This window comes from Glutamicibacter sp. BS14, from assembly GCF_056934375.1.
On the sequence record NZ_CM167801.1, the window covers coordinates 350,510 to 375,754 of the forward strand.

Below are 25,245 nucleotides of genomic sequence, written 5' to 3' on the forward strand. Positions count from 1 at the left end.
ATCACTTCTCCAGGTCAGCGGCATCTTGGCTGGCGTCGACGATCTTCTGCGCGTCGGATTTGCCGGCGAAGAGCAGGGCGATCTCGTCGTTCATGGCCCCGCCAATGGAGGCGCCGAACGAGGTGTCGAAGTACAGCTGGAAATATGGCGCCTTGTCGCGCACGTCCATCAGCGAAGCCAATGCCGGATCCGAGATCGCGTCCTTGGCCGCCGGGTTGGTCGGCAGGCCCATGTCCAGCTCGGCGAAACCGCGCTGGACCTCGTCGGAGAGCATGTGCTTCACGAAGTCCACCGCCGCGTCGGGGGCGCCTTCGGAAACTGCCCAGGCGTCGCCTCCGCCAAGCTGCGCGGCCGGGTCGCCCTGGCCGCCCTCAATGGCAGGGAAGGGGAACCATCCGGTGTCTTCCCCCATGCCAGTGCCGTCTTCGGTCAGGCCCTGCATGACCCCCGGCTCCCAGTGGCCAGCCAATTCCATGGCTACCTTTCCGGTGGCCAGCAGGCCCGAAGCGGAGGTGGGGCCGGACTGCGCCGGGGTAGAGAGGAAGCCCGGGTTGAATGGCTCGGATTTGATCAGCTGGTCCACGTCTTCCCCGGCCTTGGTGAAGCACTGGTCGCTGAAATCGAGATTGGCGACCGAATCGGCCAGGGTCTGCTGGGAGCATTCGCGCACTGCCGCGTAGTACCAGTAGTGGGCTGCCGGCCATTTGTCGCCGGCGCCGATGGAAATCGGGTCGATGCCTGCCTGCTTCAGCTTCCCGGTGGCCGCAATCAGTTCATCGAAGGTCTGCGGGGCCGAGTCGATGCCCGCTTCCTTGAACAGCGCCTTGTTGTACCAGAACCCCGCGCCGCCCAGCGAGAACGGCAAGGCGTAGGTCTTGCCATCGAGCTGCCAGCCGCCGGCGTTCTCGCCGAGGAAGGCGATTTCCTCGGAGGCCGCCTCGGTCAGGTCCTTGGTCAGCCCGGCGGCCACGTGGGCTGCGAGCTCCCCGCCACCACGTTCCATGTAGACATCCGGGGCGTCGCCGCTCTGGAAGGCCGCATCGAGCTTGGTGAGCATGTCCTCGTGCTGCATTGCGCTGACTTCGACCTCCACCCCTTCATGGGCGGCTTCGAAGTCGGCTGCAACCTGTTCGTAGTAGGCCTTGCCGTCGCCGTTATTGGAGTTGTGCCACCAGGTGATGGTGGTGGTTCCGTCTGCCGACGTCCCTTCCTGGCCTGAATCGGCGGCGCAGCCGGTGGCCAGCAGGGCAGTCGTGGCGGCCAGCGCCAGAATCTGCGCACCTCGGATCTTGGATAACATGCTCGTGCTCCTCAGCTGTGATGAAGACCTGCCGGCATCGGACGGCAGGCGATTGGCTCCACCAAGAATTGCACCGTGACGCAGGTCATGTCAATCGTTTTCGATAACGTTTTCGAAATCCATTGCGAAAACGTTGTCGAAAGATCCGCAATCGGTCGTCACGCCCCCGTGAAGTCACGGAATTCCGGAGTATTTTGCGCTACTGTTAGTGACGTGATGACCCCTCAGACCGGAATCCCCGGGATCGCCAATGCCCAGCAGCCGCAGATCCCCGGCGAGCCTTCCAGCGCACGCGTGACCATCAACGACGTCGCGCGCGCCGCGCAGGTCTCCGTCTCCACCGTCTCGAAGGTCGTCAACGGCCGCTACGGGGTCGCCCCGGCCACCATCGCCAAGGTCCACCAGGTCATCAGCGAACTGGGCTACGAGACCTCGCTGGTCGCCTCCTCGCTGCGCAGCACCCGCACCAACATCATCGGCATCCTGGTGGCGGAGTTCGAGCCCTTCTCGCTGGGCCTGCTCAACGGCATCTCCGCGACCCTGCGCGGAACCCAATACGATTTGATGGCCTACGCGGGCAACCTTTCCCCCGAAGGGCATGCCGGCTGGGAACGCCGCTCCCTGTCCCGCTTGGGCGGAACGCTGATCGACGGCGCCATCATCGTCACCCCCACCGTGGAAGTCCCGCACAGCTCGGTGCCGGTCGTCGCCATTGACCCGCATGCCGGTCCGGAAATGCCGATCGCCATCGACGTGGACAACCGTTCCGGGGCCTATACGGCCACCCGGCACCTGCTGGATCTGGGCCATCGCCGCATCGGGCACATCCGCGGGCGCGGGGACCTGGCTTCCGCGCACCTGCGCGAGCAGGGCTACCGCCAAGCGCTGGAAGAGGCCGGCGTGGAATTCGATGGGCAGCTGTCGCACGATGGCGATTACCAGCATGATGCCGCGGTGCAGGCCGCCCATGACCTGCTGGACCTGCCCCAGCCGCCCACGGCGATCTTCGCGGCCAATGACCTCTCGGCCCTGGCCGCCTTGCAGGTGGCCGGCGAGCGCGGGCTGCAGGTTCCCGGCGATCTTTCGATCATCGGCTTCGATGACATCCCGGCCGCGGCACAGTCCTCTCCCCCGCTGAGCACCGTGCGCCAGCCGCTGCATGAGATGGGCGCCCAGGCGGTGAGCATGCTGCTGGGCCTGCTTGCGGGCGAGGACGTCCGCTCCCCCGGCCATCTGCCTGCCGTGCTCGTCCCGCGCGAGACCACGGGCCCCGCGCGCAGCAGCTAGCCGGGAAAAGCAGAGCACCCCGCCGCGCACCGGGAATTCTCCGGTGGGCAACGAGGTGCTGTGCAGGGAATCGCTTGCCGGCTACAGGCCCAGCTCGTTCTTGCCGTAGGCGAACAGGTACGGAACGCCGGCTTCTTCTTCGATGCGTTCCTTGGCTCCGGTGTCGCGGTCAACGATCACGGCCACGGCAATCACGTTGCCGCCGGCCTTGCGCACGCCCTCGACAGCGGTCAGCGCCGAACCGCCGGTGGTGGAAGTATCCTCGAGCACGATGACATCGCGGCCTTCGACGCTCGGGCCCTCGACCTGGCGGCCCATGCCGTAGGACTTCTGCGCCTTGCGGACCACGAAAGCGTCGATGGCGCGGTCCTTGGCCCGGGCGGTGTGCATGATGGCGGTGCCTACCGGGTCAGCGCCCATGGTCAAGCCGCCCACATTGCTGAATTCCAGCTTGGCCTCGTCCAGCAAGCCAAGCATGACTTCGCCAACCAAGCCCGATGCTTCCTGGTGCAGGGTTACACGGCGCAGATCGATGTAGTAATCAGCTTCCTTGCCCGAGGACAAGGTGACCTTGCCGCGCACAATGGCTAGTTCTTGGATCAGTTCTTTTAGTCGCTCACGGGCGCTGGTTTCGCTCATACCCTCGATTCTAGTCGGCATCATGGCTAGGCTGATTCCATGAACGCAAAACGCCCCTTGGGTTACTGGCTGAAATTGGTGGATTCGCTGATTGACGAGCAGTTTGCAGCGACTTTGGAAGAGCACGGTGTGACACGCAGGCAATGGCAGGTGCTCAACCTGCTGGAGCAGCAACCTGCCACCGAGGCGCAACTGGACGCCGGGCTTTCCCCGTTCTTCGCCTCGCCGGATGAACCGCAATCATTGAGAGAGCACCTTGCCGAGTTGATCGAATCCGGCTGGGTTACGGCAATCAACGGCGAGTATTCCATCACCGATCGGGGCCACACCTCGTTGCTCAAGCTCAGTGAGCTCGTGGAAAAGATCCGCACCCAGTTCGGCCAGGATCTGGACGGTTCCGAATATGACGCGGTGGTCGAAGCCTTGGAAAAGATTGCGCGCAATCTCGGCTGGAACCCGGACCAGGATTCCGAATAGCCCCTCCGGGATTTGTTGAGAACAGATTAACTTTCGTTCCCAGCCTGTGCAGCGGTACCGCACGGCGAGGGCTCATGCCTAGGATTAGAAGCATGCGTGAACTGCAAGCAAAGATCATTGAAGAGCTGGGCGTGCGCCCGGAAATCGACGCGGCCGACGAAATTCGCCGTCGTATCGACTTCCTCAAGGACTATCTGGCCGCTACCGGCGCCCGGGGTTTCGTGCTGGGCATCTCCGGCGGCATCGATTCAACGCTGGCTGGGCGCTTAGCCCAGTTGGCCGTCGAAGAGGTGCGCGAATCCGGCGGCGAGGCGCACTTCGTGTCGGTGCGCCTGCCGCATGGCGTGCAGAAGGATGCGGCCGATGCGGAAGCGGCCATGGATTTCGTGGCTGCCGACGAGCAGTTCGAGGTGAACATCCAAAAGCCTGTCGCCGCTTTCGATGAAGCCCTGGCCGATGCGGGCCACCTGGCGCTGAGCGATTTCAACCGCGGAAACCTCAAGGCCCGCACCCGGATGATCATGCAGTACGCCATGGCCGGGGACCGCGGGATGCTGGTCCTGGGCACCGATCACGCGGCCGAATCGATCACCGGCTTCTTCACCAAGTTCGGCGATGGCGGAGCGGACCTCCTGCCCCTGGCCGGGCTGAATAAACGCCAGAACCAGGCACTGCTGCGCGAGCTGCAGGCTCCTGAGCTGCTGTGGGCCAAGGAGCCTACCGCGGACCTGCTGGACGGCCAGCCGCTGCGCGCAGATGAAGAGGAACTTGGCCTGACCTATCCGCAGATTGATGACTACCTCGAAGGCCGCGAGATTGACCCTGCGGCGGCCGAGGTCATCGAAAGGCGCTTCGTGGGATCCCGGCACAAGCGCACCGTACCGGCCACCTACTGGGACAAATGGTGGCGCGCTTGAGGATTACCCCAAGCCGGTGATTTCCTTCAGCGCCTGGACATGTTGCGCAAAGGCCTCCTGCCCAGCTGAAGTCAGCTTCGCCCAGGTACGAGGCCTTTTGCCCACATACCCTTTCTTGATCTGCACGTAACCGCCGGCTTCCAGTGCGCTCAGATGCCGGGAAAGCACCGAATCCGAAATGCCGATGGCTTCTTTCAAGGATTTGAAATCGGCTTCGTCCACGGCTTGCAAGGAGCCCATCAGTGAAAGCCGTACCGGGTTGGAGAAGTCGTCGTTGAGCCGTTCGCGAGCATGGGCATTCACTTGCGCACCATCGCAATTCCGGTCAGGAACAACGGCGCGGCAACGATAATCCAGATCAACGCGATGGCGCCCCAGCCCATGGGTCCCGCCCCGAGCAAGGCCACTGCCACCGCGTAAAGCACCATGCTCGCAATGAACCCCCGAAGGTACATCTTGGAATGCCCGCGCGGCAGCGAGCGGTAGAGCTTCCCGTAAGCCAAGGACATTGCTGCAACGGATACGCAGAACAACGCCATGATGACGATGAAGCCGATGAAATTCGCATCGGGACGAAAGACCTGCAGCAGTGCGGCCAGGCCGCCCATGAGCACACCCAAGATGATGCAATAGGTGCCCAGCAATTTGGCTCCGTACCCGGCGGCACGCTGCATTCCCTGCTGCGCCAACCCCAGAGCGGCCAGTTGCTCTTCAGGACTCATTTTCTTGCCGGAACTCATTTGCTGGCCGCCTTGCGGGCCTTCTGCTGGCGCTGCGCATAAATGGAAGTCATGGTCATGCAAATTGCCATGAAGAAGCCCATGCCGATGAAGATCAGGGAGTTGTTGCCCGTGGCATAGGCGGTCATGGCCATTGCCGCGAAGGCCAGACCTGCCGCAACGGTGATGATGGTGTACCAGGTGCTGAATGGCATCTTCATTGTCCTGCTCCTTTGGCTTTGACCTTCCGGGTTCCCCAACCATAACAAGTACTTTCCGCTTTGGAAAGTACTTGTTATGAATTAGCTGGAAAGATTCCAACGGACGGATGCCCCGGCTACACGAAGGCACTGACTCCGGTCAGGGCACGTCCCACAATCAGCGAATTGATTTCATAGGTGCCTTCATAGGTATGGAGAATCTCGACATCGCAGAAGACCTTGGCCATTTCGAAATCGCTCACAATGCCGTTGCCGCCAAGCATCGCTCGGCCCAAGGCGGCCGACTCCCGCGCCAGGCGGGTGGCAGTGGACTTCGCCATTGCCGCATCCACCATGTGCAATTCCGCGCGCTCTTGCTTGCGGGCAATATCGCCCATCATGGAAAGGCAGGCGCTCAGGTTGCCTGCAATTTCGGCCAGGGGCTGCTGAATCAACTGGAAAGCGGCCAGCGGCTGCCCGAACTGCTGGCGCTGCGCGACGTAGGCGCTGCAGATGTCGAGCGTTGCCATCATCGCGCCGACAGCTTGCCACCCCACCCACGCGCGAGATTGCATTAATAGCTGGTTTGCCGCAGCGAAGCTGGTCACCCCTGGAAGCTTATTCGAGACGGGAATCCGCACATTCTCCAGCCGAATATCCGCATTCTGCATGCTGCGCAGCCCGATCTTGTGTTCGATCTTGGAAGCGCTATAGCCAGGGCGGTCCGCTTCAACGAGGTAGGCCCCGACCTGCGAAGTTTCTTCGTCCTTGGCCCAGACCAGCGCGAAATCGCTGAAGGTGCCCATGCCGATCCACCGCTTGGCCCCGTTCAGAACGTACTGGTCCCCGTCGCGCTGCGCGGTGCTCCGTATGCCGCCGGCGATATCCGATCCATGTTCCGGTTCGGTCAGCGCAAATGCGCCGTAGGCTTCAAAGCCGGCGAGCTTGCCCAGCCACTGCTCGCGCTGCTCTTCCGAGCCCAATTCGCGGATCATCCCGATCACCAGTTCGTTGTGGATGCCGACCACGGATGAGATTGAAATATCGGCGCGGGCGAGTTCTGCATGGATCAGCCCCCGCAGCAAATGCGAGCTGTCCCCCAGCTGCAATCCGCCCAGTCCGAGTTCGGCCAGTTTTCCAATCAGCTCGGTCGGAAATTCTTCGCGGTTCCAATAGCCAACGGACTGCTTGCGCACCTGATGCTGCGCTACCTGCCTGATTCCAAGCAGTCGCTGCCGTTCGGTTCCACTTAGTTCTCCGGCCACATTCAAGAGGTCCATCCGGGGATTCCTTCCAAACCATAGGATGTCCAAGTATATTGTTGGACTAAGTCTTCTTTTGGGGGTATGCACATGACTTCTCCGCTCTCACGCGATCCAATCGCGCAAGCCAGGGAACAATGGATTTCCCATGGATGGTCAGCCGAGGCCGACTCCATGGCCGCAATTACCGCGGTGATGCGCACGGCATCGATTTACCTGCAGCGAGCCGATGCCATCCTCAAGCCGCACGGGCTGACCTTTGCGCGATTCGAAGTACTCGCCTTGCTCGGTTTCTCCAAGCGCGGCTCCCTGCCCATGAGCCAAGCCAGCCAGCTCCTGCAGGTCCACGCCACCAGCCTGACCAATTCGGTAGACCGCCTGGAAGCTACCGGTTTGGTGCGGCGCATCCCGCACCCGACCGACGGCCGCACCCGCCTTTTGGAACTCACGGCCGCAGGCCAGCAAGTGCTGCCAGCGGCCCGCGGCGATCTGAACGAAAAGCTCTTTGCCCAGAGCGATCTCTCCGGCACCGACGCCACCGAGATTTTCGAGATCCTGGCCCGATTCCGCAAGGCCTCCGGGGACTTCCTATAGCGATCCGTCGCGGATCGCGTTGATAATCCCGGAAAAATCGGTTCCCGCATCGCCCTCATCGCTGAACTTGCGGTACAGCGCTGCGGCCAGGGAGCCGAGCTGGGCATCGGTACTCGTATGCTCCAGCGCGCTAGCTGCCAGGCCGAGGTCCTTGGCCATCAGCGCTGCGGCAAATCCTGGCTGGTAATCGCGATTGGCAGGGGAAGCAGGCACAGGTCCGGGCACCGGGCAATTGGTGGTGACCGACCAGCATTGCCCCGACGCGGAGGAAATGACATCGAAGAGCGCCTGGTGCTCCAAGCCCAGCCGTTCTCCGAGCACGAAGGCCTCGGCAGCGCCAATCATCGAGATGCCCAGCAGCATGTTGTTGCAGACCTTGGCGGCCTGGCCTGCGCCGTACCCGCCGCAGTGCACGATCCGCTTGCCCATGTGCTCCAGCAGCGGGGTGATCTCTCCGAGATCTTCGGCTTGCGCACCGAGCATGAACGTCAAAGTCCCCGCTTCTGCCCCGACCACGCCCCCGGACACCGGAGCGTCGGCGCTTCGATGCCCCGCGGAGACCGCAAGCTGCGCCGCTTCACGGGCCTGCGCTACGTCGATGGTGGAGCACTCCAGGAACAGCGTATTGGGCTTGGCGCTATCGAGCAGGTATTCGCGGTAGGCATCGAGCACGTGCTTGCCCGAAGGGAACATCGTGATGACGATGTCCACGCCGGCGGCCGCCTCGGCTCCGGTAGCCACGGTGCCGATGCCTGCTTCTCGGGCGGCCTGCACCGCATCAGGAACCACGTCGAAGCCCTTGATCCGGTAGCCTGCCTTGTGCAGGTTGATGGCCATGGGCAATCCCATATGGCCCATGCCCAGGAATCCGATAACTGGTTTTGCGTTCATGAGTGGCTCTTTTCCGCTAGATCTTCACCGAGCAGTGCGAAAGTTAGTTCTGCCCCGAACAGGGGCTCCAAATGCCGTTGCGTGCGCTGGCCCGGGCTTAGCCCCGGGACTGCTTCCGTCCATTGCGGGGTGCGGTCCTTGTCGATGACCGCGGCGCGAATCCCCTCGGCGAAATCGGGGTCATCAAGCCGGTGAACGGCAGCCCGATACTCTCGCTGCAGGTCTTTTCTCAAATCCGCTCCAGCCAGGTGGATCAGTTCTTCGGCCAAGCGCACCGAGCTCGGGCAGGCGGCGCCCAATGCCTTCAACGCCTCTTGGGCTTGCGGGTACTCGTGCAGCTCCAGTGCACGCATGACCGCTGGGGTGCTTGCCTCGCCAAAGGCCTGCACCCATTCTTCGTGCAGGAAGCCAGGCTCCGGAGTCTCGGCATAGCTGGCCAGCACCGACGCGGCCGGCTGGACCTCGAGGTCTGCGAGCACGTCGGGGATCCGGGCCTCGGGCACATACGAGTCGGCCAGGCCCAAAGCGATGGTGTCGGCCGCGCCGAATTTCATTCCAGTCAATGCCGCCAATCGTCCGGCCGCATGCGGGGCACGCGCCAGCAAATGCGTTCCGCCTACGTCCGGGAAGAATCCGATACCGACTTCCGGCATGCCGCAACGGCTGGTTTCGGTAACTATGCGATGGCTGCCATGCGCCGAGATGCCGATGCCGCCGCCAAGGACGATTCCGTCCATGAGCGCAATGTACGGCTTGGGGTACTCGTCGATCAGGACGTTGAGCTGGTATTCAATGCGCCAGAAGTCAGCCGAAGCACCGCTGCGGTCCAAGATATCCCGGTAGATCGCCACGATATCCCCGCCGGCGCACAGGCCGCGCTCCCCTGCGCCCATAACCGCTACTTGGGCGATATCCGGGTCATCGCGCCATTCCAGCAGCACGTCGAGGAAGTCGCGGCACATGTCCGCGTTGAGGGCGTTCAGGGCCTTCGGCCGGTTCAGCGTAATGAGCCCCAGGTGCCCCCGGCGTTCGGTCAGAATCTCAGGCAACAGACTCTCCTTTGAGTGATTGAGGTCACCTACTAGTGTCGAATATACTCGGACTTCCAACTAAATTGAAGTGGCACAAGACAGCAAACTTGATAGGTTGAACTAGTGAAGATTGCAACCTGGAATGTGAACTCGCTGCGAGCCCGCGCCGACCGTGTTGAGGACTGGCTGCGACGTACCGATGTAGATGTCCTGGCTATCCAGGAAACTAAGTGCAAAGACGACAATTTCCCCTGGGAACTGTTCGAGAACAACGATTACGAGGTAGCGCACTTCGGAGTCAACCAGTGGAATGGCGTTGCCATCGCTTCTCGCGTTGGCCTCGAGGATGTTGAGCGCACCTTCCCCGGGCAGCCGGAATTCGGCAAGGCCGGCAAGAATCCGATCCAGGAGCCTCGCGCCATCGCGGCAACCTGTGGCGGAGTGCGTGTCTGGAGCCTGTATGTACCCAACGGACGCGCGTTGGATGATGAGCACATGGGCTACAAGCTGAACTGGCTGGATGTGCTCAAGCAGGAATCCGCCCGATGGCTGGCGGAAAACCCCGAGGCGCAGATTGCCTTGATGGGCGATTGGAACATCGCGCCAAAGGACGAAGACGTGTGGGATATCGACTTCTTCCTCGAGAACAAGTTGACCCACGTCTCGGCGCCAGAGCGCGCCTCCTTCGCTGCCTTCGAGGAGCTGGGCTTCACCGATGTCGTGCGCCCGCACACCGAAGGCGAATACACCTACTGGGATTACACGCAGTTGCGTTTCCCGAAGGGCGAAGGCATGCGCATCGATTTCTCGCTCACCTCGCCTGCGCTCACCGCACGCGTAACCGGCGCAAGCATTGACCGCGAAGAACGCAAGGGCAAGGGCGCCAGCGACCACGCCCCGGTCATCGTGGAGCTGGCCGACTAGTCATGGCGGCAAAGATGATTGGGCCCGCCGCAGAGCTGACCGCAGCTACAGCGCACCTGCGCGTCTACGAGCCGCTGGATGCTTTCGAGGATTGGGCCCAGTCCATCATCCTGCGTACCCCGCGGCGCACCGCGGAGCAGTGGGATGACTTCGAGAACGAGCGGCTGTGGAGCCGCACCCTGCGCCATGTCTCCGACCCGTTCCCGCACAATGAGCCGGAATTCTTCCGCAGCGTGAAGTCCTTGGACTACCAAGGGGCCGAGCACACGCGCTATTGCCCGGGGCAATTGCAGGCACGCAGCCTGCTCGCTGCCGAACAAGCCGAAGAAGCCATGCGGGCCGAGGTTTTCGACCTGCTGGTACCGCCGGCAGCGCGGCAGGCTAACGCACAACGCGTTGATGCCGACCGCCTGGCCAATGACCTGACCCATCTTCACACGAGGACCTCTTCATGGGGCATCCCGCTGGGCTGGTTTGCCCTCTTCCGCGAGGACGACGAGCACGAGCTGGTTCACAGCGGTGAGCAGCTGAAGACGGTTCGCATGTACGCCACCTTCGAACAAGCCATTGACCGCCTGGCTTGGGCAGTCCAAGCGCTGGCATCCCATGCGCCGCAGTCGCAGCTCTTCGAGGAGCTGGGCAGCCTTGGCGGATGGCTGGAATCCTTCGACAACAGATCGGTCATTGAACTGGATTATGGCCTGTTGGCAGAAATTGTGTGGCCCGATGATTCCGCGAACGACTTGATGCACGGCATTCAGGCGTTGGAAGACGAGGACATGACTAGCGCCGCCGCCGCATATCGCCGGCTGAGCAATCGCTGGATTGGACCGCGGCATCTTGGCCGCGCGAACTAACTGCCCCTGGATACAGCAAAAGCCCCGGAATCCGGAGCTTCTGTTTAGTGTGCGACCCTGACGGGACTTGAACCCGCGACCTCCGCCGTGACAGGGCGGCGCGCTAACCAACTGCGCTACAGGGCCTAGTGCTTTGAATAAATTCAAGTCACACAGTAAAACCCCCGGGATAAACCGAGGGCCTGCGTGGCTCCGACCGGCGTCGATCCGGTGACCTTTCGATTTTCAGTCGAACGCTCTACCAACTGAGCTACAGAGCCTGGTACCACTAAGTGGACACCAAATTTACTATTGAAATAGTAAATTGAGCGACCCTGACGGGACTTGAACCCGCGACCTCCGCCGTGACAGGGCGGCGCGCTAACCAACTGCGCTACAGGGCCTTGCTTTCGCAAGCCAATGGATTTCTCCATCTGACAACCACAAAATGGTTGTTTGTACCCCCAACGGGATTCGAACCCGTGCCGCTGCCGTGAAAGGGCAGTGTCCTAGGCCGCTAGACGATGGGGGCCTAAGTTGTTCGCTTCGGTTTCTTGCTTCTCCGTAGCGGACTCCAATAACTATACGCAGTGTTTTTTGCTTTTGCAAAATCGGCACCTGGACGAGTTTCACCCATGCCAAATCGGGTGCGCGGGCCTAGTCTGGAAGCATGCTTTTTGAGATGGATGACGACGAATTCCAGACCCTGGTCGAGCAGGCCATCGACGCCATTCCGGAGGCTGCATTCGCCATGATGGACAACGTCATTTTCTTCATCGAAGACGAGTATGAGCCGCCTCCAGGAGAACCCGAAAACCCTGAAATTCTGGGGTTATACGAGGGCATTGCACTCACGGAACGGGACCTGGACTGGGGCACGGGCGCACTTCCCGACCGCATAACGATCTTCAAGAATCCGACGCTTCGAGCCTGCGAAACACGTGAAGATGTAGTGCGGGAAATTGGGATTACAGTGATGCACGAAGTGGCCCATCACTTCGGAATCGACGACGCGAAATTGCACGATTTAGGGTGGTCATAGCCCCGAATCCGCAGAATCTTCTTTTGAGATCTGCCTCACAAAAATACTCGAATGCAGTGGTCGCATCGAGGTCGAAAGAGACCCAAAGCACAGGCATGGCGCTTGGAATCGCCACCCGGGTCCAGTCGACCGGCGGGCAAGCCGCCCAAAATCCGTTTCGCAACGATTGGCGCGCCGGTCGGTTTCCCGTTGCTCCGCTAGCGGCTGCTTTATCCGGGCGTGATCAGGTGCAGCTAGCCGGAGGAACCTGGCATGTCCCTTGCCCTTGTCCACCCAGCGGCTCGGGGCCCCTCCGCCACCAAGGGCAGCGAGGTGATCCCGATTGGGAGCACGGCACCGCACCCCTTCAAAAGGATTTCGCCATTGGAGCCGGCGCCTCCGAGGCAGACCCAGCGAAGCAGAGCTTTGCGCCCTCCCGGAGTACCTTCCCCTTTAAAGGCAAACCTTTTTTGCAGCCGCACATTCCCCTCCGGCACGTTACCCAAGCTTCACGACAATCGATACCTTGGTAACGAGGCGAGATATATGTCTGAGTAATTTCCCAGCCACTCTTGATCAGCCACACAGATCCCAAATGCCACTATCTTCGCAGATCACCGCCGAATACCCAGGCGAATTACACGAATGGGATTCATGTGACTGATGTGAACAGTGTTGCCAAGCGTGTCTTAATTGGCCTAATGTGCTATTTGGAGTCTTATCCGAATCGTGACCTACTCATCGGTGAAGGTCACGACTCACGCACTCCGCGTCATCCAAGTACTTAGTGAGGAACGATATGGCTACTCGCCACACGCTCGGTGTTGCTGCAAGCACCCTAGCCCTAGCTGTGTCCTGCATTGCAGGCGCTTTGCCCGCTTCCGCATCTACTTCAGCTCTGCTTCCTCAGTCTGTGGCCATCGCTGCCGCACCTAGCGCTTCCGCGCTACCTTCGGACGCAGAGGTCCAGGACGCAAAGAAGGATAAGGCTTCGACGAACGCGATGATCGCGCGCATCGAAGCTTCCCTGGCTTCCAGCCGCGCCGAACTGAAGCGCGTTGAAACTGAGGCCGCTCAGGCTCAGGAATCCCTGCTCACCGCCGGCGAAGAGCGCGATCTGCGCACCGCTGCGGCCGAGAAGGCTGTAGAACAGCTCGAGTACGCAAAGACTTACCTGGAGCAGAGCCGCAACGATCTGGGTGCTATCGCTTCGGATATCTACCGCAATGGCGCAGGCACCTCGACCCTGAGCCTGCTCCTTGATGACAACCAGGAAGGCGACCTGTTCTACAAGGCCGCTACCATCGACGCGTTGAGCGAACAGAAGGTCCAGTCCGTCAACACCGCCACCGAGGCCGAAGGCCTCGTTTCGGCTTGGCAGGAATATGCTGATGCGGCACAGAACGCCGCCGAAGAAGCTGCAGCCAACTATGACGCAGCCGCAGCGACCGCGAACAGCACCCTGTCCACCTACGAAGCAGCTATCGCACCTGAGAAGCAGCTGCGCGATGACTTGATCGGCCACCTCGCCACCTTGAAGCAGAAGGAAGAGGCCGAGGTTCGCCAGGCGGTTGAAGAGCGCGAAACGCAGAAGCAGGAAAAAGCTCTCGCGGACGCCATCGCCGAAGAGGAAACCGCCAAGGTTCCCGAAACGAAGCAAGACTCCGTTCAGCCGCTCTCGGTTGAAAAGCCACGTGAGCTGGAGCAGGCCGAACCTGAAGAGGAAACGGTCAAGCCGGAGCCTGAGAAGGTTGAAGAGGAGCCGGAAGCTGTTGAGCCTCCCGTAGCGCCGAAGTCGGAGCCAACTAAAAAGGCCGAGCCAAAGCCGGAACCGACCAAAAAGGCCGAACCGAAGCCGGAGCCAACCAAAAAGGCCGAGCCGAAGCCAGAGCCAACCGAGAAGGCCGAGCCAAAGCCGGAGCCAAAGCCAACCAAGAAGGCCGAACCGAAGCCGGAACCCACCAAAAAGGCCGAGCCGAAGCCGAAGGCTACCCCGAAGCCGGCACCCAAGCCTGAGCCAAAGCCGGAGCCCAAGCCGAAGGTCACCCCGAAGCCAGCGCCTAAGCCTGAGCCAAAGCCGGAACCTAAGCCGGAGCCGAAGCCTGAAGTCGCGCCGCAGTCCGGCAGCAACTACTCAGCAGCGTTTTCCTGGGCCTTGAAGACCGCGGATGATCCCAGCAAGTACTACGTTTACGGTGCCAACGGTCCCGATGCTTTCGACTGCTCGAGCTTCTCGCAGCGAGCTTTCGGCAAATCCGGCATCAGCCTGCCACGTACTTCGTCCCAGCAGTTCGCTAGCGCCCCGCAGTACGTGTCGCTGAGCAACCTGCGCCCAGGCGACTTGGTGTTCTCGTCTTCCAACGGCGGTTCCTCGTTCTACCACGTAGCCATCTACATCGGCAACGGCCAGGTCGTCCACGCTCGCAACCCGAACGCCGGCATCTCGGTGACTCCACTGAGCTACGTCAACAACCTCTACCCGAAGGCAGCCCGCTACTAAGCGCCACCCCTAGAGCACGAAGGCCGCACACCCTTTTGGGTGTGCGGCCTTCCTGCATTCTGGCTACAGGCGTGCGGTCACTGCTCCTGCGCCCGCGTATCGAAGTCCTTGCGGTTCTCCAGGCGAGGGTCATCCGAGTCCGGCACGACCATCACCGGGCCCTTGGAGTGGTGCAAGACGCCCTGCGAGGTTGAGCCAAGCAGCATCCCGGTAAAGCCGCCGCGGCCCCGCGAGCCGGTGACGGTCAGTACCGCATGCTCGGATTCGCGGATCAGCACCTCGACGGGAGGCCCGGAGACCACATCGGTTTCCATCTTCAGCGCCGGATAGTGCGACTTCAGCCATTTGGAGCCCACACTCATCTGGTAGCGCACATCTTCCAGCACGGCTTCCTGGTCAACGGTCGCCGGCATCCATGCCAGCGCCGCCCCCACCGGCGGCACCGCGCAGATCAGGCGCAGCGTCAGGTCGCTGGCGATGGCCGCGTCCGCGGCTGCCAGCACCGCTGAACGCGCGCGGTCTGAACCGTCAACGCCGACCACGATGCAGTTGCGGTTCGACGCCGCGGCGGCACCGGCCTCTTCCTGCTCCTTGGCCATGGCCAGCGGAACCACGACGGTCGGGCACTTGGAGTGCGCGGGCAGTGCCGAGGACACCGAGCCGAGCAGGCGGCCAACGAAGCCACCGCGGCCACGGGTTCCGACCACTACCAATTCGGCGTCCTGGCTCAGGTCCAGCAGCACGCCGGACGGGTCCCCGGATTCGATATAGGTGCGGATGGCCGCCGTGCTGCCTTCAAGCTCTGCGCGCGCCTGGCGCACAATGTCCTCGGCTCCCCCGCGGATCAGGTCGTCATCCAGGGTCGAGTAGCCTGCGTCCATGGAGGACGCGGCGAACACCGGGATGGTGTAGGCGGACACGATATTCAACACGCTGCCGCGGCGTACCGCTTCGCGTTCGGCCCAGCGCAAAGCGCATCTGCTCTGCTGGGATCCGTCCACGCCAACGACAATTCCTTCAATCTTCTCTGCTGCGACTGGTGCTTCGTCACTCATCAGACTCGCTCCTCAACTACCTCAGATATAACGGGATGTGATTTCCCTTACCACCAATGTACTTGCTTCCGCAGTTCTAGGTGTGAGTTGGGTCTAAAGTTTTCGCGTACAGCCTACTGGACACTCGGATCGATATGAATCAGCGCCCGAAACGTCATAGAATTTTTCCATGTCCTCCTCCACACAAACCGCGTCCGGGAATGCTATGGCCGCGCGCATCGACCGATACTTCAAGATTTCGGAACGGCGTTCAACGTTCTCCACCGAAGTTCGCGGCGGCATCGCCACCTTCTTCGCGATGAGCTACATCGTCGTCCTCAACCCGCTGGTTCTTTCCGGTGCCGATTCCTCGGGCGGCGAGTTGGGCATCCAGCGCGTTGCCGCGGTGACCGCATTTGTCGCCGGCATCCTGACCATCCTGATGGGCATCTGGGCCCGCCACCCATTCGCCATGGCTACCGGCTTGGGCGTCAACGCCTTCGTCGCTATCACCGTGGCAACCAACCCGGAACTGACCTGGGCTGATGTCATGGGCCTGGTGCTCATTGCGGGTGTGGTCATGTTCGGCCTGGTGCTCACAGGGTTCCGGACCGCGGTGTTCAATGCGGTTCCAGCCGGATTGAAGACCGCCATCGTGGTGGGCATCGGCATGTTCATCGCACTGATCGGCCTGGTCAACGCCGGCTTCGTCCAGCGCCTCCCGGATGCCGCGAACACCACCGTTCCGGTGGGCCTGGGCTTCGACGGAGAGCTGATGGGCTGGCCGATCCTGGTCTTCGTTGTCGGCCTGCTGCTGACCATGGCCCTGGTGGTGCGCAAGGTCAAGGGCGCGATCCTGATCGGCATCGTCGTTTCTGCGATCCTTGCCAACATCCTCGAAGCCGTCTTCCACATCGGCGCGATGGAGACCAATACCTGGTCGCTGGTGGTTCCGTCGCTGCCCGAGTGGACCCTTCCGGACCTGTCGCTGATCGGCCAGGTCAGCGTGTTCGGCGCCTTCAGCAAGATCGGCGCCACCGCCGCTTCGCTGCTGGCCTTCGTCATCCTGCTCTCGATCTTCTTCGATGCCATGGGCACCATGGTGGGCTTGGCTTCCGAAGCTGGTTCCATGGACGAGAACGGGCAGATCCCCAACGTGGACAAGGTCCTGCTGGTGGATGCGGCCGGCGCGATCGTCGGCGGCGGCACCTCCAGCTCCTCGGCGCAGATCTTCGTGGAGTCCGGCGCCGGAATCGGCGAGGGCGCCCGTACCGGCCTGGCCTCGGTAGTCACCGGCCTGCTGATGATCGTCGCGATGTTCCTGAGCCCGCTGATCTACCTGGTGCCTTTCGAAGCCGTGGCGCCGGCACTGGTCGTGGTCGGTTTCATGATGATCACCCAGGTCTCCAAGATCGATTGGAACGACTGGGGCATCGCGCTGCCGGCCTTCCTGACCTTCACCCTGATGCCGTTCACCTACTCGATCGCCAATGGCATCGGTGCCGGCTTCATCTCCTACGTCTTCATCCGCGCCACGCAGGGCCGCGCCAAGGAAATCCACCCGCTGATGTGGGTTGTTTCCGCGGCTTTCGTGCTGTTCTTCGGCATCGGACTGATTGAGATGTGGGCCGGGGTCAAATAGCCCCGAAGCCCTCCAGGCGCCCCGTCATTGCTCCGGCGATGACGGGGCGTTTTTTGCCTCCGGCCCGGCGGGAACTGGCTAGGATGGGCACTATGAGCGATCAGCAGAACACCGCTGGGCAGTGGATCCAGGTGGCCGCAGGCTTGAAGAACCCCTCGATGCGCCGGCTTCTCGGGGCGGTATTGAGCGGGCACGGGGTACCCGAGCAGGCCAATAAGTCCGAACGCAAGGACTTGGAGCGCTGGGCCAGCATCGGGCTTCTGCGCCAAGAGGGGTCCGGCTGGGCGCTGAACGACGAACTGCTGGAGAAGACCTTGGCTTCGGCCTCGGCCGCGAAGGCCGACCGCGTCGGGATCCGCCGCTTCTTCGACGGACACCGGCTGCATAGCCTCCCGGCGAAACCAGCGGACCGCCATGAAGTGCTGGTCTACCTGCGCAATGCGGTGATAGGAGCCGGGGACGAACTGCGCGAAGAGCAGCTCAATGAACGGCTGCGGGTATTCCACCCGGACGTCGCGCTGCTGCGCCGCTACATGGTTGACCACGGCCTGCTGCAGCGCGCAGCAGACGGGAGCGGATACCGGATGGGCCCCGGGAGCTAGCCGGTAATCGGCACGGCCCCGGTGGCGAAGCGCTGCACTGCCGCCCCTGAAACCAGCTGCGCCGGCAACGGCGCAGTGCGCAGGCTGCGTTCGAATGCAGGGCCGAGCTTGAGCGGTTCGTCGCTGGCCAGGAACACGATGTTCCCGTAGCGCCGGCCCTTGAGCATCGGCGGGTCGGCGATCATGGCCACATGCTCGAAGACCTCCAGCAGCGTCGCGGCTTCCGCCTTGGCGCCGGACAGGTCCGCGGTATCGCCGCAATTCATGATGTAGACGCCCCCGGCATCCAGCACGCGCTGGGCTTCGCGGGCGTAGTCCGCCGTGGTCAGCACGCGCGGGGTGGTGCTCCCGGCGAAGACATCGCGGATGATCACATCGCGGCTCGCATCGCTCAAGGTGGGCAGCACCTGGGCTGCGTCTCCCACGCGCAGGCGTACCAGCGGAGCGCGCGGAACCTCGAAGTGGACGCGCACCAGCTCGGCCAGCTTGGCATCCAGCTCCACCACGACCTGCCGGGCGTTTTCATAGCTGGCCGCGACCCAGCGGGCCATGGAGCAGCCACCTCCGCCAAGGTGGAGCACGCGCAGCTTGCGGGCGCGCCCGTCGTATTGCCCGGCCGGGAAACCGATGGCGAAGACCGGTTCCATCCAGCGCATGTACTCGAAATCGAGGTAGGCCGGGTCCTCCAGGTCCACATGGGAGGAGGGCACGCCGTTGACCTTCAGGATATAGCGGCTGGCGCCGTAGGGATCAGCTTCAATGATCGCCGTTCCGGTGTCGATCGGATACTCTCCGAGCATTGATTCCTTGGCATCCCTAGCCACGCGCGCGCACCATTCGTTGTTCGATTAAGCCATCCCAGCTGCCAGTCAGGGCTTCACTGGTTCCATCAGGCGTGAATCCCTGCTTCGCGAAGAAGGCCAGGGCCCTCTCGTTGCCTTGCAGGACCCAGACCAGGGCGTCGTGCTGTCCAAGGACAACATCGAAGAGGTGCTGGCCCAGTCCGGTACCGTAGTACTCTTCCAGGACATAGAGCATGCCCAATTCGACGTCCACTCCGGCATCCTGGTCTTCTTCGATGGCCGGAGTTCCACCGGCTAGCCCGATGATGCGGCCATCACGGTCTTCCGCGATGAAGAATTGCGCTCCGGATGCCAGCCCGCGTTCCCACCAGGCTGTCTGGCCATCAAGTTGGCCTTCATGGTGGGCGAAAAAGGACTCATCGCGAAGTGCGGCGTACGCTTCTCGCCAGGCTTGCAATTTCATTTGCAGCGCTGGGCGGACGTCTTGTTCAGTAGCCAGTCGGATTCGGTAGTCGTTCATTTGCGGCACTTCTCTAGCCTACGGCAGTGACTTCGCTATTTTCTTCCAACGCACCAAGGCCCCCTCCTACTAAAGTAGTATTGCGGACTGTCCAAATGCTTGAAAAAATATTCACGTAGTCGTAAACTTTTTGGCTCAAAGGAGGGTCGGACTTGAACCGGAATACAAAATACGCTGCCTTGACTGGTGGCCTTGTCGGTTCCCTGACCCTGACCATCAGCCTTTCCTCGACCTTCTGGGTGATTTTGCTCGGTTGCGTTCTCCTAGCCGCCGGCTTCAGCATTCTGGCCAGGTTCGAACGCTTCTGGGGCCCGGCCGAACCGGACCACTACTACTACATCGTTCCCATGCTGGTTGGCCCGGTAGTTGCGGGGCTGGTGCGCAATACCGGTTATGCCCTGTGGGTCGGACCGCCGATGGGCATTCTCTGCGGATTGGGCGTGTACTTCTTGATCCTGAAGTCGCCGCCGTTCAAGCACGATGAAGCCGGGGAACTCGAATTCGAGCGCCCCGAACGCTATCCAACGCGCTAGAGGACTCGCGCTAGCGCGAACCCGTCCCACCCCTTGACGCCTACAGTCTGCAGCGCCGTGGCTGATACGCGCGGGTCATCGCGCAACCACCGCAAAGAGTCCTGGATTCCGCGAACATCGGCTTCTTGCGTCCCATTCCGGGATGGGTCATCCAAGACCGCGCCGCTGCGCACCACGTTGTCGAGCACCAGCACGGTGCCTGAATGCGCCAGCTCCAATGCGCGTTCCAGGTAGGGCACGTTGTTGCGCTTATCGGCATCTATGAAGATCAGGTCAAATGGTGCAACGCGTTTGGAAATCAGCGAATCCATGGAACCCTGAGCGGCCCCCAACCGGATTTCAACACGTTCTGAAAGCCCTGCCCGCTGCAAGTTCTCACGCGCAATCGAGGCATGCAGGGGTTCAAATTCGCAGCTGATGACGGTACCGGCTGCACCGACGCCCCGGGCGAGCCAGCTGGTGGAGTAGCCCCCGAGGGTTCCGATCTCGAGGACCCTGCGGGCACCTGTGATCTCGGTGAGCAGCTGGAGGAACTTTCCCTGGGCAGGACTGACTTCAATCCGTGGAAGCCCGGCACTATGGGAATGCTCCCGGCCTGCCTCCAAGGCATCAACGCGCAGCCCCAGCGCCTGTTCCAAATATTCATCGACGGCTGCGGCATGGTTCTCTGCAGAATGGTGGATCATGACGGCATGTTCTCCTCACTATCCTCAATAGCCTTCTCCAGGCGTTGGATTTTGCCATCGAGCTCACCTTCGTAACCGGGGCGGATATCGGCTTTCAACACCAGCGATACGCGCGAACCGAATCGGCCAACGGCCATGGTGGCTTGCTTGACTACCTCCATGACTTCGTCCCATTCACCTTCGATCTCGGTGAACATGGAGCTGGTGCGATTGGGGAGGCCAGAATCGCGGACGATTTTCACCGCTTCGGCCACTGCATCGTGGACCGAACCGTTGGGGTTGTCGTTACTTGGGGCTACGGAGAAAGCTACAATCATGCTTCCACTGTCCCACTACGCCTTGTGCTTGTCATCCGCCTTGCAGGCAATATCTAGGCAGCTAGTCCGCTCGCCCTCAAGACGATGGCCGCCAGAGCACCGACGACAACGACGACAAGATAGGGTGCCTTGAAAGCCAGTGCGATAATCGCCGCCGCGAGCGCACCGATACGGGCGTCAATCACCAGTTCCTGCCCGGAGGTGAAGGCGTTGACCGTCACCAACGAGGCGAGCAACGCAATGGTCAGCGTGGCCGCGACATGGGACATGGTCGGCGAGTCCAGAACCTTGCGTGGCACAAAGTAGCCGCAGAGCTTGATTGCGTAGGCCGTCAGGCAGGCTCCCAGAATCCACCAGCTCAATTCGCTCAAGGCTGGTCCTCCTCAATGCTTTCCAGATCGCCGTGCTCGGTCGCAGCCGGGGTCCGGCGGCCGGTGGCCACCGCGTAGATCGCAGCGCAGGCCGCGGTTACCAGAATCGGCAAGCCCGGCGCGGTGACCGGCACAGCCAGCGCGGTGAGGATTGCGGCCGCAATCGCGATCATGACCGGTTCAACTGACTTCAAGCGCGGCCAGAGCAAACCGATGAAGGCGGCGACCGCGGCGCCATCGAGCCCCCAAGCCGCGGGGTCCCCCATGCGTTCTCCGAGCAAGGCTCCGACGAGGGTGAACAGATTCCACAGGACGTAGACGCCCACCCCGGCGGTGAAGAAACCACGGCGCTTCTCGGCCAGGTCCGATTGCCCCAAGCTGACTGCGGTGGATTCATCGATGGTCACCTGGGCCATCCAGGGCACATGCCGTCCCAAAGGCCGCAATGCCTGCTTGATCTGCATCCCGTACACGGCATTGCGGATTCCCAGCAGCGAAGCGGCGGAGAACGCTGCCGAGGCAGCACCTCCGCCTGAGATCACGCCGATAAAGGCGAACTGCGATCCGCCGGTGAACATCAAGGCGCTCAAGGCAACGGTTTGCCACAGATCCAGTCCTGCAGCAATGGACAGGGCCCCGAAGGAAATGCCGTAGAGCCCGGTGGCGATCGCGATGGAAAGGCCCATCCTGGTCGCCGGAGTGAACCAGCTAGCGGACGTGGCGTGCATCGTACCTGACCTTGTAGACACCGCGCTTGACCTTTGCGTCGCCGATCTGAACGTGCTGCAGCTGGTTCAGGTGCTTCACGTGGGTGCCACCGCAAGGTTCGGCATTCACCCCGGCGATGCTCACGGTACGGATGCCCTGAGCATCGGTGGCCGTTGTGATTTCTGCGCCGCCAGCGATGAGTTCATCGACGCGTCCTTGGAGCCAGGCCTTGGCGGCAGCCCGTTCGTTCTCATCGCCCAATGGCAGGTCGAGGCTGGCCGGATCGAAGTCGAGGCGCGACTGCCCAGGGAAGTGCGAGTGGCCCTGGTGCTGCCAGCCGCGGTCTTCGCCAGCGAAGCCCAGGACGTGCCCTGCGGTGTGCAATGCGGCATGGGAAAGGCGCAGCTCGCCATCGATCTCAGCTAGGACCTGATCACCCACCTGCCGGGCGCCGGCGCCGTACAAGACCACCAGTGCATTCGCGTCGCGCTGGACTGAGACAGGCAGCCCGTCCACGGTGCCTGAGTCTTCGGGCTGGCCTCCACCACGGGGATGGAAGATATTGGGGCTCAGGGCAATCCACTGCCCGTCTTCGCCGCTTCCCGTTGCAATGACTCGGGCCTCCGCAGCAAAAATGTACGTGTCCTGCAGGTACAGGTTGACCTGTGCGATTTCTCCGGTGTTCATGTGGCCTAGCTCAGCTCCAATTCTTTGCGCAGTTCTGCCGGGCGGTTGCTCGTCAATTCCCCGACACCCAGGTCCACCAGGAATTGCGCATCCGCGGGACGGTCAACCGTCCAGATGCGCGCCTTCAGCCCTTGTTCCAGCCATCGGCGCACAAGATGCTCATTGGCTCGGGTCCAGGCGACCCCGGATCCAATGATGCCAGCTCCCCCTGCGTTGATCAGTTCGATTCCTTCAGGCACGGAGCGGTAAAGAACATCGTAGACACCTGCTCGCCCCAGGTCGCCGGAATCAATGAGCTGCCGGACATAGTCCGGGTTGACCTCGGTCATCAGCTGGCACAATAGTGAAGTGCTGACGGTGCGTGCCAGATAGCGCAGGGAATTCGGCTCAAAGCTCATCAGGGTCACCGCGATCTGCCCTTGCGAGCCGGCCGTGCCCGTCTGCGGGTCGAAGCCATGGGCTGCGAGAACCTGCAGCACACCCTTTTCGAGCAGGTGGCCATAGGGGCTTGGATGCTTGATTTCGATAGCCAGGCCAATTGGCTTGCCGCGTGCTTCAATGAGCTCGAAAAGTTCGCCGAGGCTCAGGAGCTGTTCATTCTCCGCCCCGTACTCGGCCGGGACCATGCTCGGAACGACTCCAGTGAAGTCCATGGCTTTCATCTGGGCCAAGGTAAATCCGGCAACCAGACCGGCTGAATCAGAGGTGCGGTCGACTGTTGGATCGTGGTGGCAGACGACTATTCCGTCTTTGCTCAGATGGACGTCGCATTCGATTCCATCGGCGCCTTCGTCGATGGCCTGCAGATAGGCAGCACGAGTGTTCTCCGAATATTTATGGGAGCTGCCGCGATGGGCGAAAAAAAGCGTATCCATAATTCCTACGCTACGCGATCATCGCTCCTTGGCAACGCAGATTGCCCTCTGCCAAGACGCTTATTTCTTCGACTGCTTTCGTGGCTTCGGCCTGCGGATGCAAGCACTTGCTGCCATCGTGCAAAACACGAAGTTACCCGGCAAGAAAAGGTGTCCGCTTTCCTGATTCTGCCCCGGAATTCCAAGGCAAAATCGCCATCGTCATGGGAATCAGCCTGCACGCCGATAGCTGGCTGCGATTGCCCCGCTGGCCAGCGGCTGCGCTGATATCAACTGGAGGTGACGGGAATCCTGCAATCCTGCCTCATGCAGGGTTGGTCCATGCCCGGCGATGACTGGATGGACTAGGAAGTGGTATTCGTCGATAAGTTCCATCCGGTCCAGAACCGTTGCCAATTTGCCGCTACCGAGCAGCACTCCATTGGGGTACTGGTCCTTCAGCTTCTGCACCGAGGCGCGTAGGTCGCCGCTTAGCAAGTGCGAATTCTTCCACGAGTACGCGGTGCGGGTGCTTGAGACAACGTACTTGGGCTTCTCCTCCAGCTGCAGCGCCCAGCGAAGCAGCGCTGGTGGCGCTGCGATATCTCCATGAGCGACGGCCGGCCAGTAATCTTCCATCAGCTCGTAGGTGGCACGCCCCCAGAGCATCGCTCCGTGCGCATTCATCAGTCGTGTGAAGTAGTCGTGCAATTCGTCGTCGGCGATGCCTTCGCGATGATCTACACAGCCATCCAGCGTGACGTTGATGCTGAATGTCAATTGTCCCATCGCAAGCTCCTGTAGCTATAGCCTCACCACCAGGTCCCCGGTGCCTTGACTGTAGGTTTGCCGGCCAGCCACGTCAAGCAGCGACGATGCATCATCAGGCAACCGGTGCGAAAGCAGAGACAGGCCCGTTCGCATCGGCGATGTCCGCCCAGCATCTGCGTTGGATGCAGAACCTGTAAGCGAAACACAATTTCACACTCATCCTCCGGGAGACTAAGCGTCAAAGGTAGGCTCGCAGTATGCCGCCACCAGACTCATCCCCAAGTTTGTCCCTTGGTCCCCGCGACCTCATGCCCATTGTCCAGGGCCTGGTCCAAGGCCCCTGGCCAAAGACCGAAGTCGAGCGTGAAGTCCTGTTCGGTGCCCTTGGATTCGTTTCCGGAAACAACGTTGATGCCGAAGACCACGATTCACCACATCAAATGATGAGCCTAGACCTCGGCCTGCCAGGAAAAATGGTGAGTTTTTGGGATACTTACCGTCAGCAATTCCTCAGCGTCTGCACCCACCTCTACGGATCGCTGAACGCCCAGGACCCGGTGGCCCAGTATGGCTACGAAGCCCTGCAGGCGCAGCTTTCCCAACTGTATGGCACTCCTGAGCGCCCTTGGGACGACGAAGATCAGTCGGTGGGCATGTGGCGCTGTAATGGCCGGAGCATCACCCTGCAGCTATTTGACCGGTCGGATAGCACCGTGATGCTCACCATCGAAGACCTGGCACTCGCGTCAATAATTGAAGCCGAAGAAGCAGCCCACTAGTCTTCTCACTCCTTGGACTGCTTGAAGCGGTTCAAAGCGATTGCGATGCTTCGATAATAGGCAGGCCGCAAGCCAACAGGAACAGTGCTTAAACAAGTGCAGGGGCCAGGCTTTCATGCCTGGCCCCTGCACGGGTTAAACAGGTGAGGCCCCGGCACCAAACGGTACCAGGGCCTCAAACCATCTACTCAAGTTAAGTCCGGCGGTGACCTACTCTCCCACACCCTCACGAGTGCAGTACCATCGGCGCAGTGGGCCTTAGCTTCCGGGTTCGGTATGGGACCGGGCGTTTCCCCCACGCTATGACCGCCGTAACAATCACGAAGCACACAAACCAAAA

Annotated in this window: 30 protein-coding genes, 4 tRNA genes and 1 rRNA gene; 12 read left to right on the forward strand and 23 right to left on the reverse strand. The window is 61.5% G+C overall.

Going from position 1 to position 25,245, the window contains the following annotated elements; genetic code table 11:
• Position 1 precedes the first annotated feature (1 nt).
• The gene (locus AC1Z36_RS01650; RefSeq protein WP_483561597.1) at positions 2-1,300 is read right to left on the reverse strand and encodes an ABC transporter substrate-binding protein; all 1,299 of its coding nucleotides are present in this window, start codon (positions 1,298-1,300) and stop codon (positions 2-4) included.
• Positions 1,301-1,516: 216 nt separating this feature from the next.
• On the opposite strand from AC1Z36_RS01650, the gene AC1Z36_RS01655 reads away from it, so the two are divergent.
• Entirely contained in the window at positions 1,517-2,587 is a 1,071-nt protein-coding gene (locus tag AC1Z36_RS01655) for a LacI family DNA-binding transcriptional regulator (RefSeq protein WP_105657895.1), read from the forward strand.
• 81 nt (positions 2,588-2,668) lie between these two features.
• On the opposite strand, the gene pyrE is transcribed toward AC1Z36_RS01655, so the two are convergent.
• Positions 2,669-3,226 carry an orotate phosphoribosyltransferase gene (gene pyrE / locus AC1Z36_RS01660; protein ID WP_181148872.1) on the reverse strand — a complete coding sequence of 186 codons (558 nt, stop codon included), beginning with the start codon at positions 3,224-3,226 and terminating at the stop codon, positions 2,669-2,671.
• A gap of 39 nt (positions 3,227-3,265) precedes the next feature.
• Here pyrE and AC1Z36_RS01665 point away from each other — a divergent pair, with 39 nt between their 5' ends.
• Together AC1Z36_RS01665 and nadE are read left to right on the forward strand one after the other, a co-directional pair.
• On the forward strand, positions 3,266-3,703 hold the full coding sequence (locus AC1Z36_RS01665) for a MarR family winged helix-turn-helix transcriptional regulator (protein WP_105657893.1): 438 nt from the start codon (positions 3,266-3,268) through the stop codon (positions 3,701-3,703).
• A 92-nt stretch (positions 3,704-3,795) separates the two neighbouring features.
• Positions 3,796-4,620 carry an ammonia-dependent NAD(+) synthetase gene (gene nadE, locus AC1Z36_RS01670; RefSeq protein ID WP_133834975.1) on the forward strand — a complete coding sequence of 275 codons (825 nt, stop codon included), beginning with the start codon at positions 3,796-3,798 and terminating at the stop codon, positions 4,618-4,620.
• A 3-nt stretch (positions 4,621-4,623) separates the two neighbouring features.
• Here the strand turns inward: nadE and AC1Z36_RS01675 are convergent, their stop codons facing one another.
• The 4 genes from AC1Z36_RS01675 to AC1Z36_RS01690 all read right to left on the reverse strand — a co-directional run bounded on the left by AC1Z36_RS01675 (position 4,624) and on the right by AC1Z36_RS01690 (position 6,819).
• Positions 4,624-4,923, reverse strand: a complete 300-nt coding sequence (locus AC1Z36_RS01675; protein ID WP_105657891.1) for a winged helix-turn-helix domain-containing protein — start codon at positions 4,921-4,923, stop codon at positions 4,624-4,626.
• Positions 4,920-5,360, reverse strand: a complete 441-nt coding sequence (locus AC1Z36_RS01680) for a hypothetical protein (protein ID WP_332488823.1) — start codon at positions 5,358-5,360, stop codon at positions 4,920-4,922. The genes AC1Z36_RS01675 and AC1Z36_RS01680 overlap by 4 nt, the downstream gene beginning before the upstream one ends.
• Complete coding sequence (locus AC1Z36_RS01685; RefSeq protein WP_332488825.1) at positions 5,357-5,560, reverse strand: hypothetical protein; 204 nt, start codon at positions 5,558-5,560, stop codon at positions 5,357-5,359. Before AC1Z36_RS01685 ends, AC1Z36_RS01680 begins: the two co-directional genes overlap by 4 nt.
• Before the next feature lie 116 nt (positions 5,561-5,676).
• Positions 5,677-6,819 (reverse strand): acyl-CoA dehydrogenase family protein, encoded by a 1,143-nt coding sequence (locus AC1Z36_RS01690; protein ID WP_332488827.1) that lies wholly within the window; start codon positions 6,817-6,819, stop codon positions 5,677-5,679.
• A gap of 72 nt (positions 6,820-6,891) precedes the next feature.
• Here AC1Z36_RS01690 and AC1Z36_RS01695 point away from each other — a divergent pair, with 72 nt between their 5' ends.
• Positions 6,892-7,395: a MarR family winged helix-turn-helix transcriptional regulator gene (locus AC1Z36_RS01695; protein ID WP_105658003.1), complete on the forward strand. Its 504-nt coding sequence runs from the start codon at positions 6,892-6,894 to the stop codon at positions 7,393-7,395.
• Here AC1Z36_RS01695 and mmsB read toward each other — a convergent pair.
• Entirely contained in the window at positions 7,390-8,286 is an 897-nt protein-coding gene (mmsB, locus tag AC1Z36_RS01700) for a 3-hydroxyisobutyrate dehydrogenase (RefSeq protein ID WP_105662664.1), read from the reverse strand. The genes AC1Z36_RS01695 and mmsB overlap by 6 nt on opposite strands.
• On the reverse strand, positions 8,283-9,335 hold the full coding sequence (locus AC1Z36_RS01705) for a 3-hydroxyisobutyryl-CoA hydrolase (protein WP_105657886.1): 1,053 nt from the start codon (positions 9,333-9,335) through the stop codon (positions 8,283-8,285). The genes mmsB and AC1Z36_RS01705 overlap by 4 nt, the downstream gene beginning before the upstream one ends.
• Positions 9,336-9,440: 105 nt before the next feature.
• Here AC1Z36_RS01705 and AC1Z36_RS01710 point away from each other — a divergent pair, with 105 nt between their 5' ends.
• The gene (locus AC1Z36_RS01710; RefSeq protein WP_105657885.1) at positions 9,441-10,241 is read left to right on the forward strand and encodes an exodeoxyribonuclease III; all 801 of its coding nucleotides are present in this window, start codon (positions 9,441-9,443) and stop codon (positions 10,239-10,241) included.
• A gap of 2 nt (positions 10,242-10,243) precedes the next feature.
• Complete coding sequence (locus tag AC1Z36_RS01715) at positions 10,244-11,098, forward strand: DUF8083 family protein (RefSeq protein ID WP_286134704.1); 855 nt, start codon at positions 10,244-10,246, stop codon at positions 11,096-11,098.
• A gap of 52 nt (positions 11,099-11,150) precedes the next feature.
• On the opposite strand, the gene AC1Z36_RS01720 is transcribed toward AC1Z36_RS01715, so the two are convergent.
• The 4 genes from AC1Z36_RS01720 to AC1Z36_RS01735 all read right to left on the reverse strand — a co-directional run bounded on the left by AC1Z36_RS01720 (position 11,151) and on the right by AC1Z36_RS01735 (position 11,609).
• Positions 11,151-11,224, reverse strand: a tRNA-Asp gene (locus AC1Z36_RS01720).
• A 61-nt stretch (positions 11,225-11,285) separates the two neighbouring features.
• Positions 11,286-11,358: transfer RNA gene (locus tag AC1Z36_RS01725), tRNA-Phe, on the reverse strand.
• A gap of 49 nt (positions 11,359-11,407) precedes the next feature.
• Positions 11,408-11,481 (reverse strand) — tRNA-Asp (locus tag AC1Z36_RS01730).
• A gap of 55 nt (positions 11,482-11,536) precedes the next feature.
• Positions 11,537-11,609 (reverse strand) — tRNA-Glu (locus AC1Z36_RS01735).
• A gap of 138 nt (positions 11,610-11,747) precedes the next feature.
• On the opposite strand from AC1Z36_RS01735, the gene AC1Z36_RS01740 reads away from it, so the two are divergent.
• Together AC1Z36_RS01740 and AC1Z36_RS01745 are read left to right on the forward strand one after the other, a co-directional pair.
• Complete coding sequence (locus AC1Z36_RS01740; protein ID WP_332488833.1) at positions 11,748-12,119, forward strand: metallopeptidase family protein; 372 nt, start codon at positions 11,748-11,750, stop codon at positions 12,117-12,119.
• A gap of 778 nt (positions 12,120-12,897) precedes the next feature.
• Entirely contained in the window at positions 12,898-14,598 is a 1,701-nt protein-coding gene (locus tag AC1Z36_RS01745) for an NlpC/P60 family protein (protein ID WP_332488835.1), read from the forward strand.
• A gap of 77 nt (positions 14,599-14,675) precedes the next feature.
• Here AC1Z36_RS01745 and AC1Z36_RS01750 read toward each other — a convergent pair whose 3' ends face one another.
• On the reverse strand, positions 14,676-15,653 hold the full coding sequence (locus tag AC1Z36_RS01750) for a universal stress protein (RefSeq protein ID WP_332488837.1): 978 nt from the start codon (positions 15,651-15,653) through the stop codon (positions 14,676-14,678).
• A 169-nt stretch (positions 15,654-15,822) separates the two neighbouring features.
• Here AC1Z36_RS01750 and AC1Z36_RS01755 point away from each other — a divergent pair, with 169 nt between their 5' ends.
• Positions 15,823-17,274 (forward strand): NCS2 family permease, encoded by a 1,452-nt coding sequence (locus AC1Z36_RS01755; RefSeq protein ID WP_181148871.1) that lies wholly within the window; start codon positions 15,823-15,825, stop codon positions 17,272-17,274.
• A 92-nt stretch (positions 17,275-17,366) separates the two neighbouring features.
• Positions 17,367-17,876 carry a DUF2087 domain-containing protein gene (locus AC1Z36_RS01760; protein ID WP_181148870.1) on the forward strand — a complete coding sequence of 170 codons (510 nt, stop codon included), beginning with the start codon at positions 17,367-17,369 and terminating at the stop codon, positions 17,874-17,876.
• Here AC1Z36_RS01760 and AC1Z36_RS01765 read toward each other — a convergent pair.
• Complete coding sequence (locus tag AC1Z36_RS01765) at positions 17,873-18,700, reverse strand: spermidine synthase (RefSeq protein WP_286134238.1); 828 nt, start codon at positions 18,698-18,700, stop codon at positions 17,873-17,875. The two genes, AC1Z36_RS01760 and AC1Z36_RS01765, sit on opposite strands and share 4 nt — an antisense overlap.
• Positions 18,693-19,199, reverse strand: coding sequence for an N-acetyltransferase family protein (locus AC1Z36_RS01770; protein WP_483561598.1), 507 nt, complete (start codon positions 19,197-19,199; stop codon positions 18,693-18,695). The genes AC1Z36_RS01765 and AC1Z36_RS01770 overlap by 8 nt, the downstream gene beginning before the upstream one ends.
• Before the next feature lie 152 nt (positions 19,200-19,351).
• Here AC1Z36_RS01770 and AC1Z36_RS01775 point away from each other — a divergent pair, with 152 nt between their 5' ends.
• The gene (locus AC1Z36_RS01775) at positions 19,352-19,732 is read left to right on the forward strand and encodes a hypothetical protein (protein WP_105657877.1); all 381 of its coding nucleotides are present in this window, start codon (positions 19,352-19,354) and stop codon (positions 19,730-19,732) included.
• Here the strand turns inward: AC1Z36_RS01775 and AC1Z36_RS01780 are convergent.
• The 7 genes from AC1Z36_RS01780 to AC1Z36_RS01810 all read right to left on the reverse strand — a co-directional run bounded on the left by AC1Z36_RS01780 (position 19,729) and on the right by AC1Z36_RS01810 (position 24,144).
• Complete coding sequence (locus tag AC1Z36_RS01780; protein ID WP_483561599.1) at positions 19,729-20,418, reverse strand: O-methyltransferase; 690 nt, start codon at positions 20,416-20,418, stop codon at positions 19,729-19,731. The two genes, AC1Z36_RS01775 and AC1Z36_RS01780, sit on opposite strands and share 4 nt — an antisense overlap.
• Entirely contained in the window at positions 20,415-20,735 is a 321-nt protein-coding gene (locus AC1Z36_RS01785) for a thiamine-binding protein (protein ID WP_105657875.1), read from the reverse strand. The genes AC1Z36_RS01780 and AC1Z36_RS01785 overlap by 4 nt, the downstream gene beginning before the upstream one ends.
• A 53-nt stretch (positions 20,736-20,788) precedes the next feature.
• Positions 20,789-21,106: an AzlD domain-containing protein gene (locus tag AC1Z36_RS01790; protein WP_105657874.1), complete on the reverse strand. Its 318-nt coding sequence runs from the start codon at positions 21,104-21,106 to the stop codon at positions 20,789-20,791.
• Positions 21,103-21,834, reverse strand: coding sequence for an AzlC family ABC transporter permease (locus AC1Z36_RS01795; protein WP_286134236.1), 732 nt, complete (start codon positions 21,832-21,834; stop codon positions 21,103-21,105). The genes AC1Z36_RS01790 and AC1Z36_RS01795 overlap by 4 nt, the downstream gene beginning before the upstream one ends.
• Entirely contained in the window at positions 21,815-22,501 is a 687-nt protein-coding gene (locus tag AC1Z36_RS01800) for an alanyl-tRNA editing protein (protein ID WP_105657873.1), read from the reverse strand. Before AC1Z36_RS01800 ends, AC1Z36_RS01795 begins: the two co-directional genes overlap by 20 nt.
• Positions 22,502-22,506: 5 nt before the next feature.
• Positions 22,507-23,376: a glycerophosphodiester phosphodiesterase gene (locus tag AC1Z36_RS01805; RefSeq protein WP_105657872.1), complete on the reverse strand. Its 870-nt coding sequence runs from the start codon at positions 23,374-23,376 to the stop codon at positions 22,507-22,509.
• A gap of 210 nt (positions 23,377-23,586) precedes the next feature.
• On the reverse strand, positions 23,587-24,144 hold the full coding sequence (locus AC1Z36_RS01810; RefSeq protein WP_332488844.1) for a dihydrofolate reductase family protein: 558 nt from the start codon (positions 24,142-24,144) through the stop codon (positions 23,587-23,589).
• Positions 24,145-24,383: 239 nt separating this feature from the next.
• Here AC1Z36_RS01810 and AC1Z36_RS01815 point away from each other — a divergent pair, with 239 nt between their 5' ends.
• Positions 24,384-24,905, forward strand: coding sequence for a hypothetical protein (locus tag AC1Z36_RS01815; RefSeq protein WP_483561600.1), 522 nt, complete (start codon positions 24,384-24,386; stop codon positions 24,903-24,905).
• 197 nt (positions 24,906-25,102) lie between these two features.
• Here the strand turns inward: AC1Z36_RS01815 and rrf are convergent.
• Positions 25,103-25,219, reverse strand: a 5S ribosomal RNA gene (rrf, locus tag AC1Z36_RS01820).
• Positions 25,220-25,245: the final 26 nt, after the last annotated feature.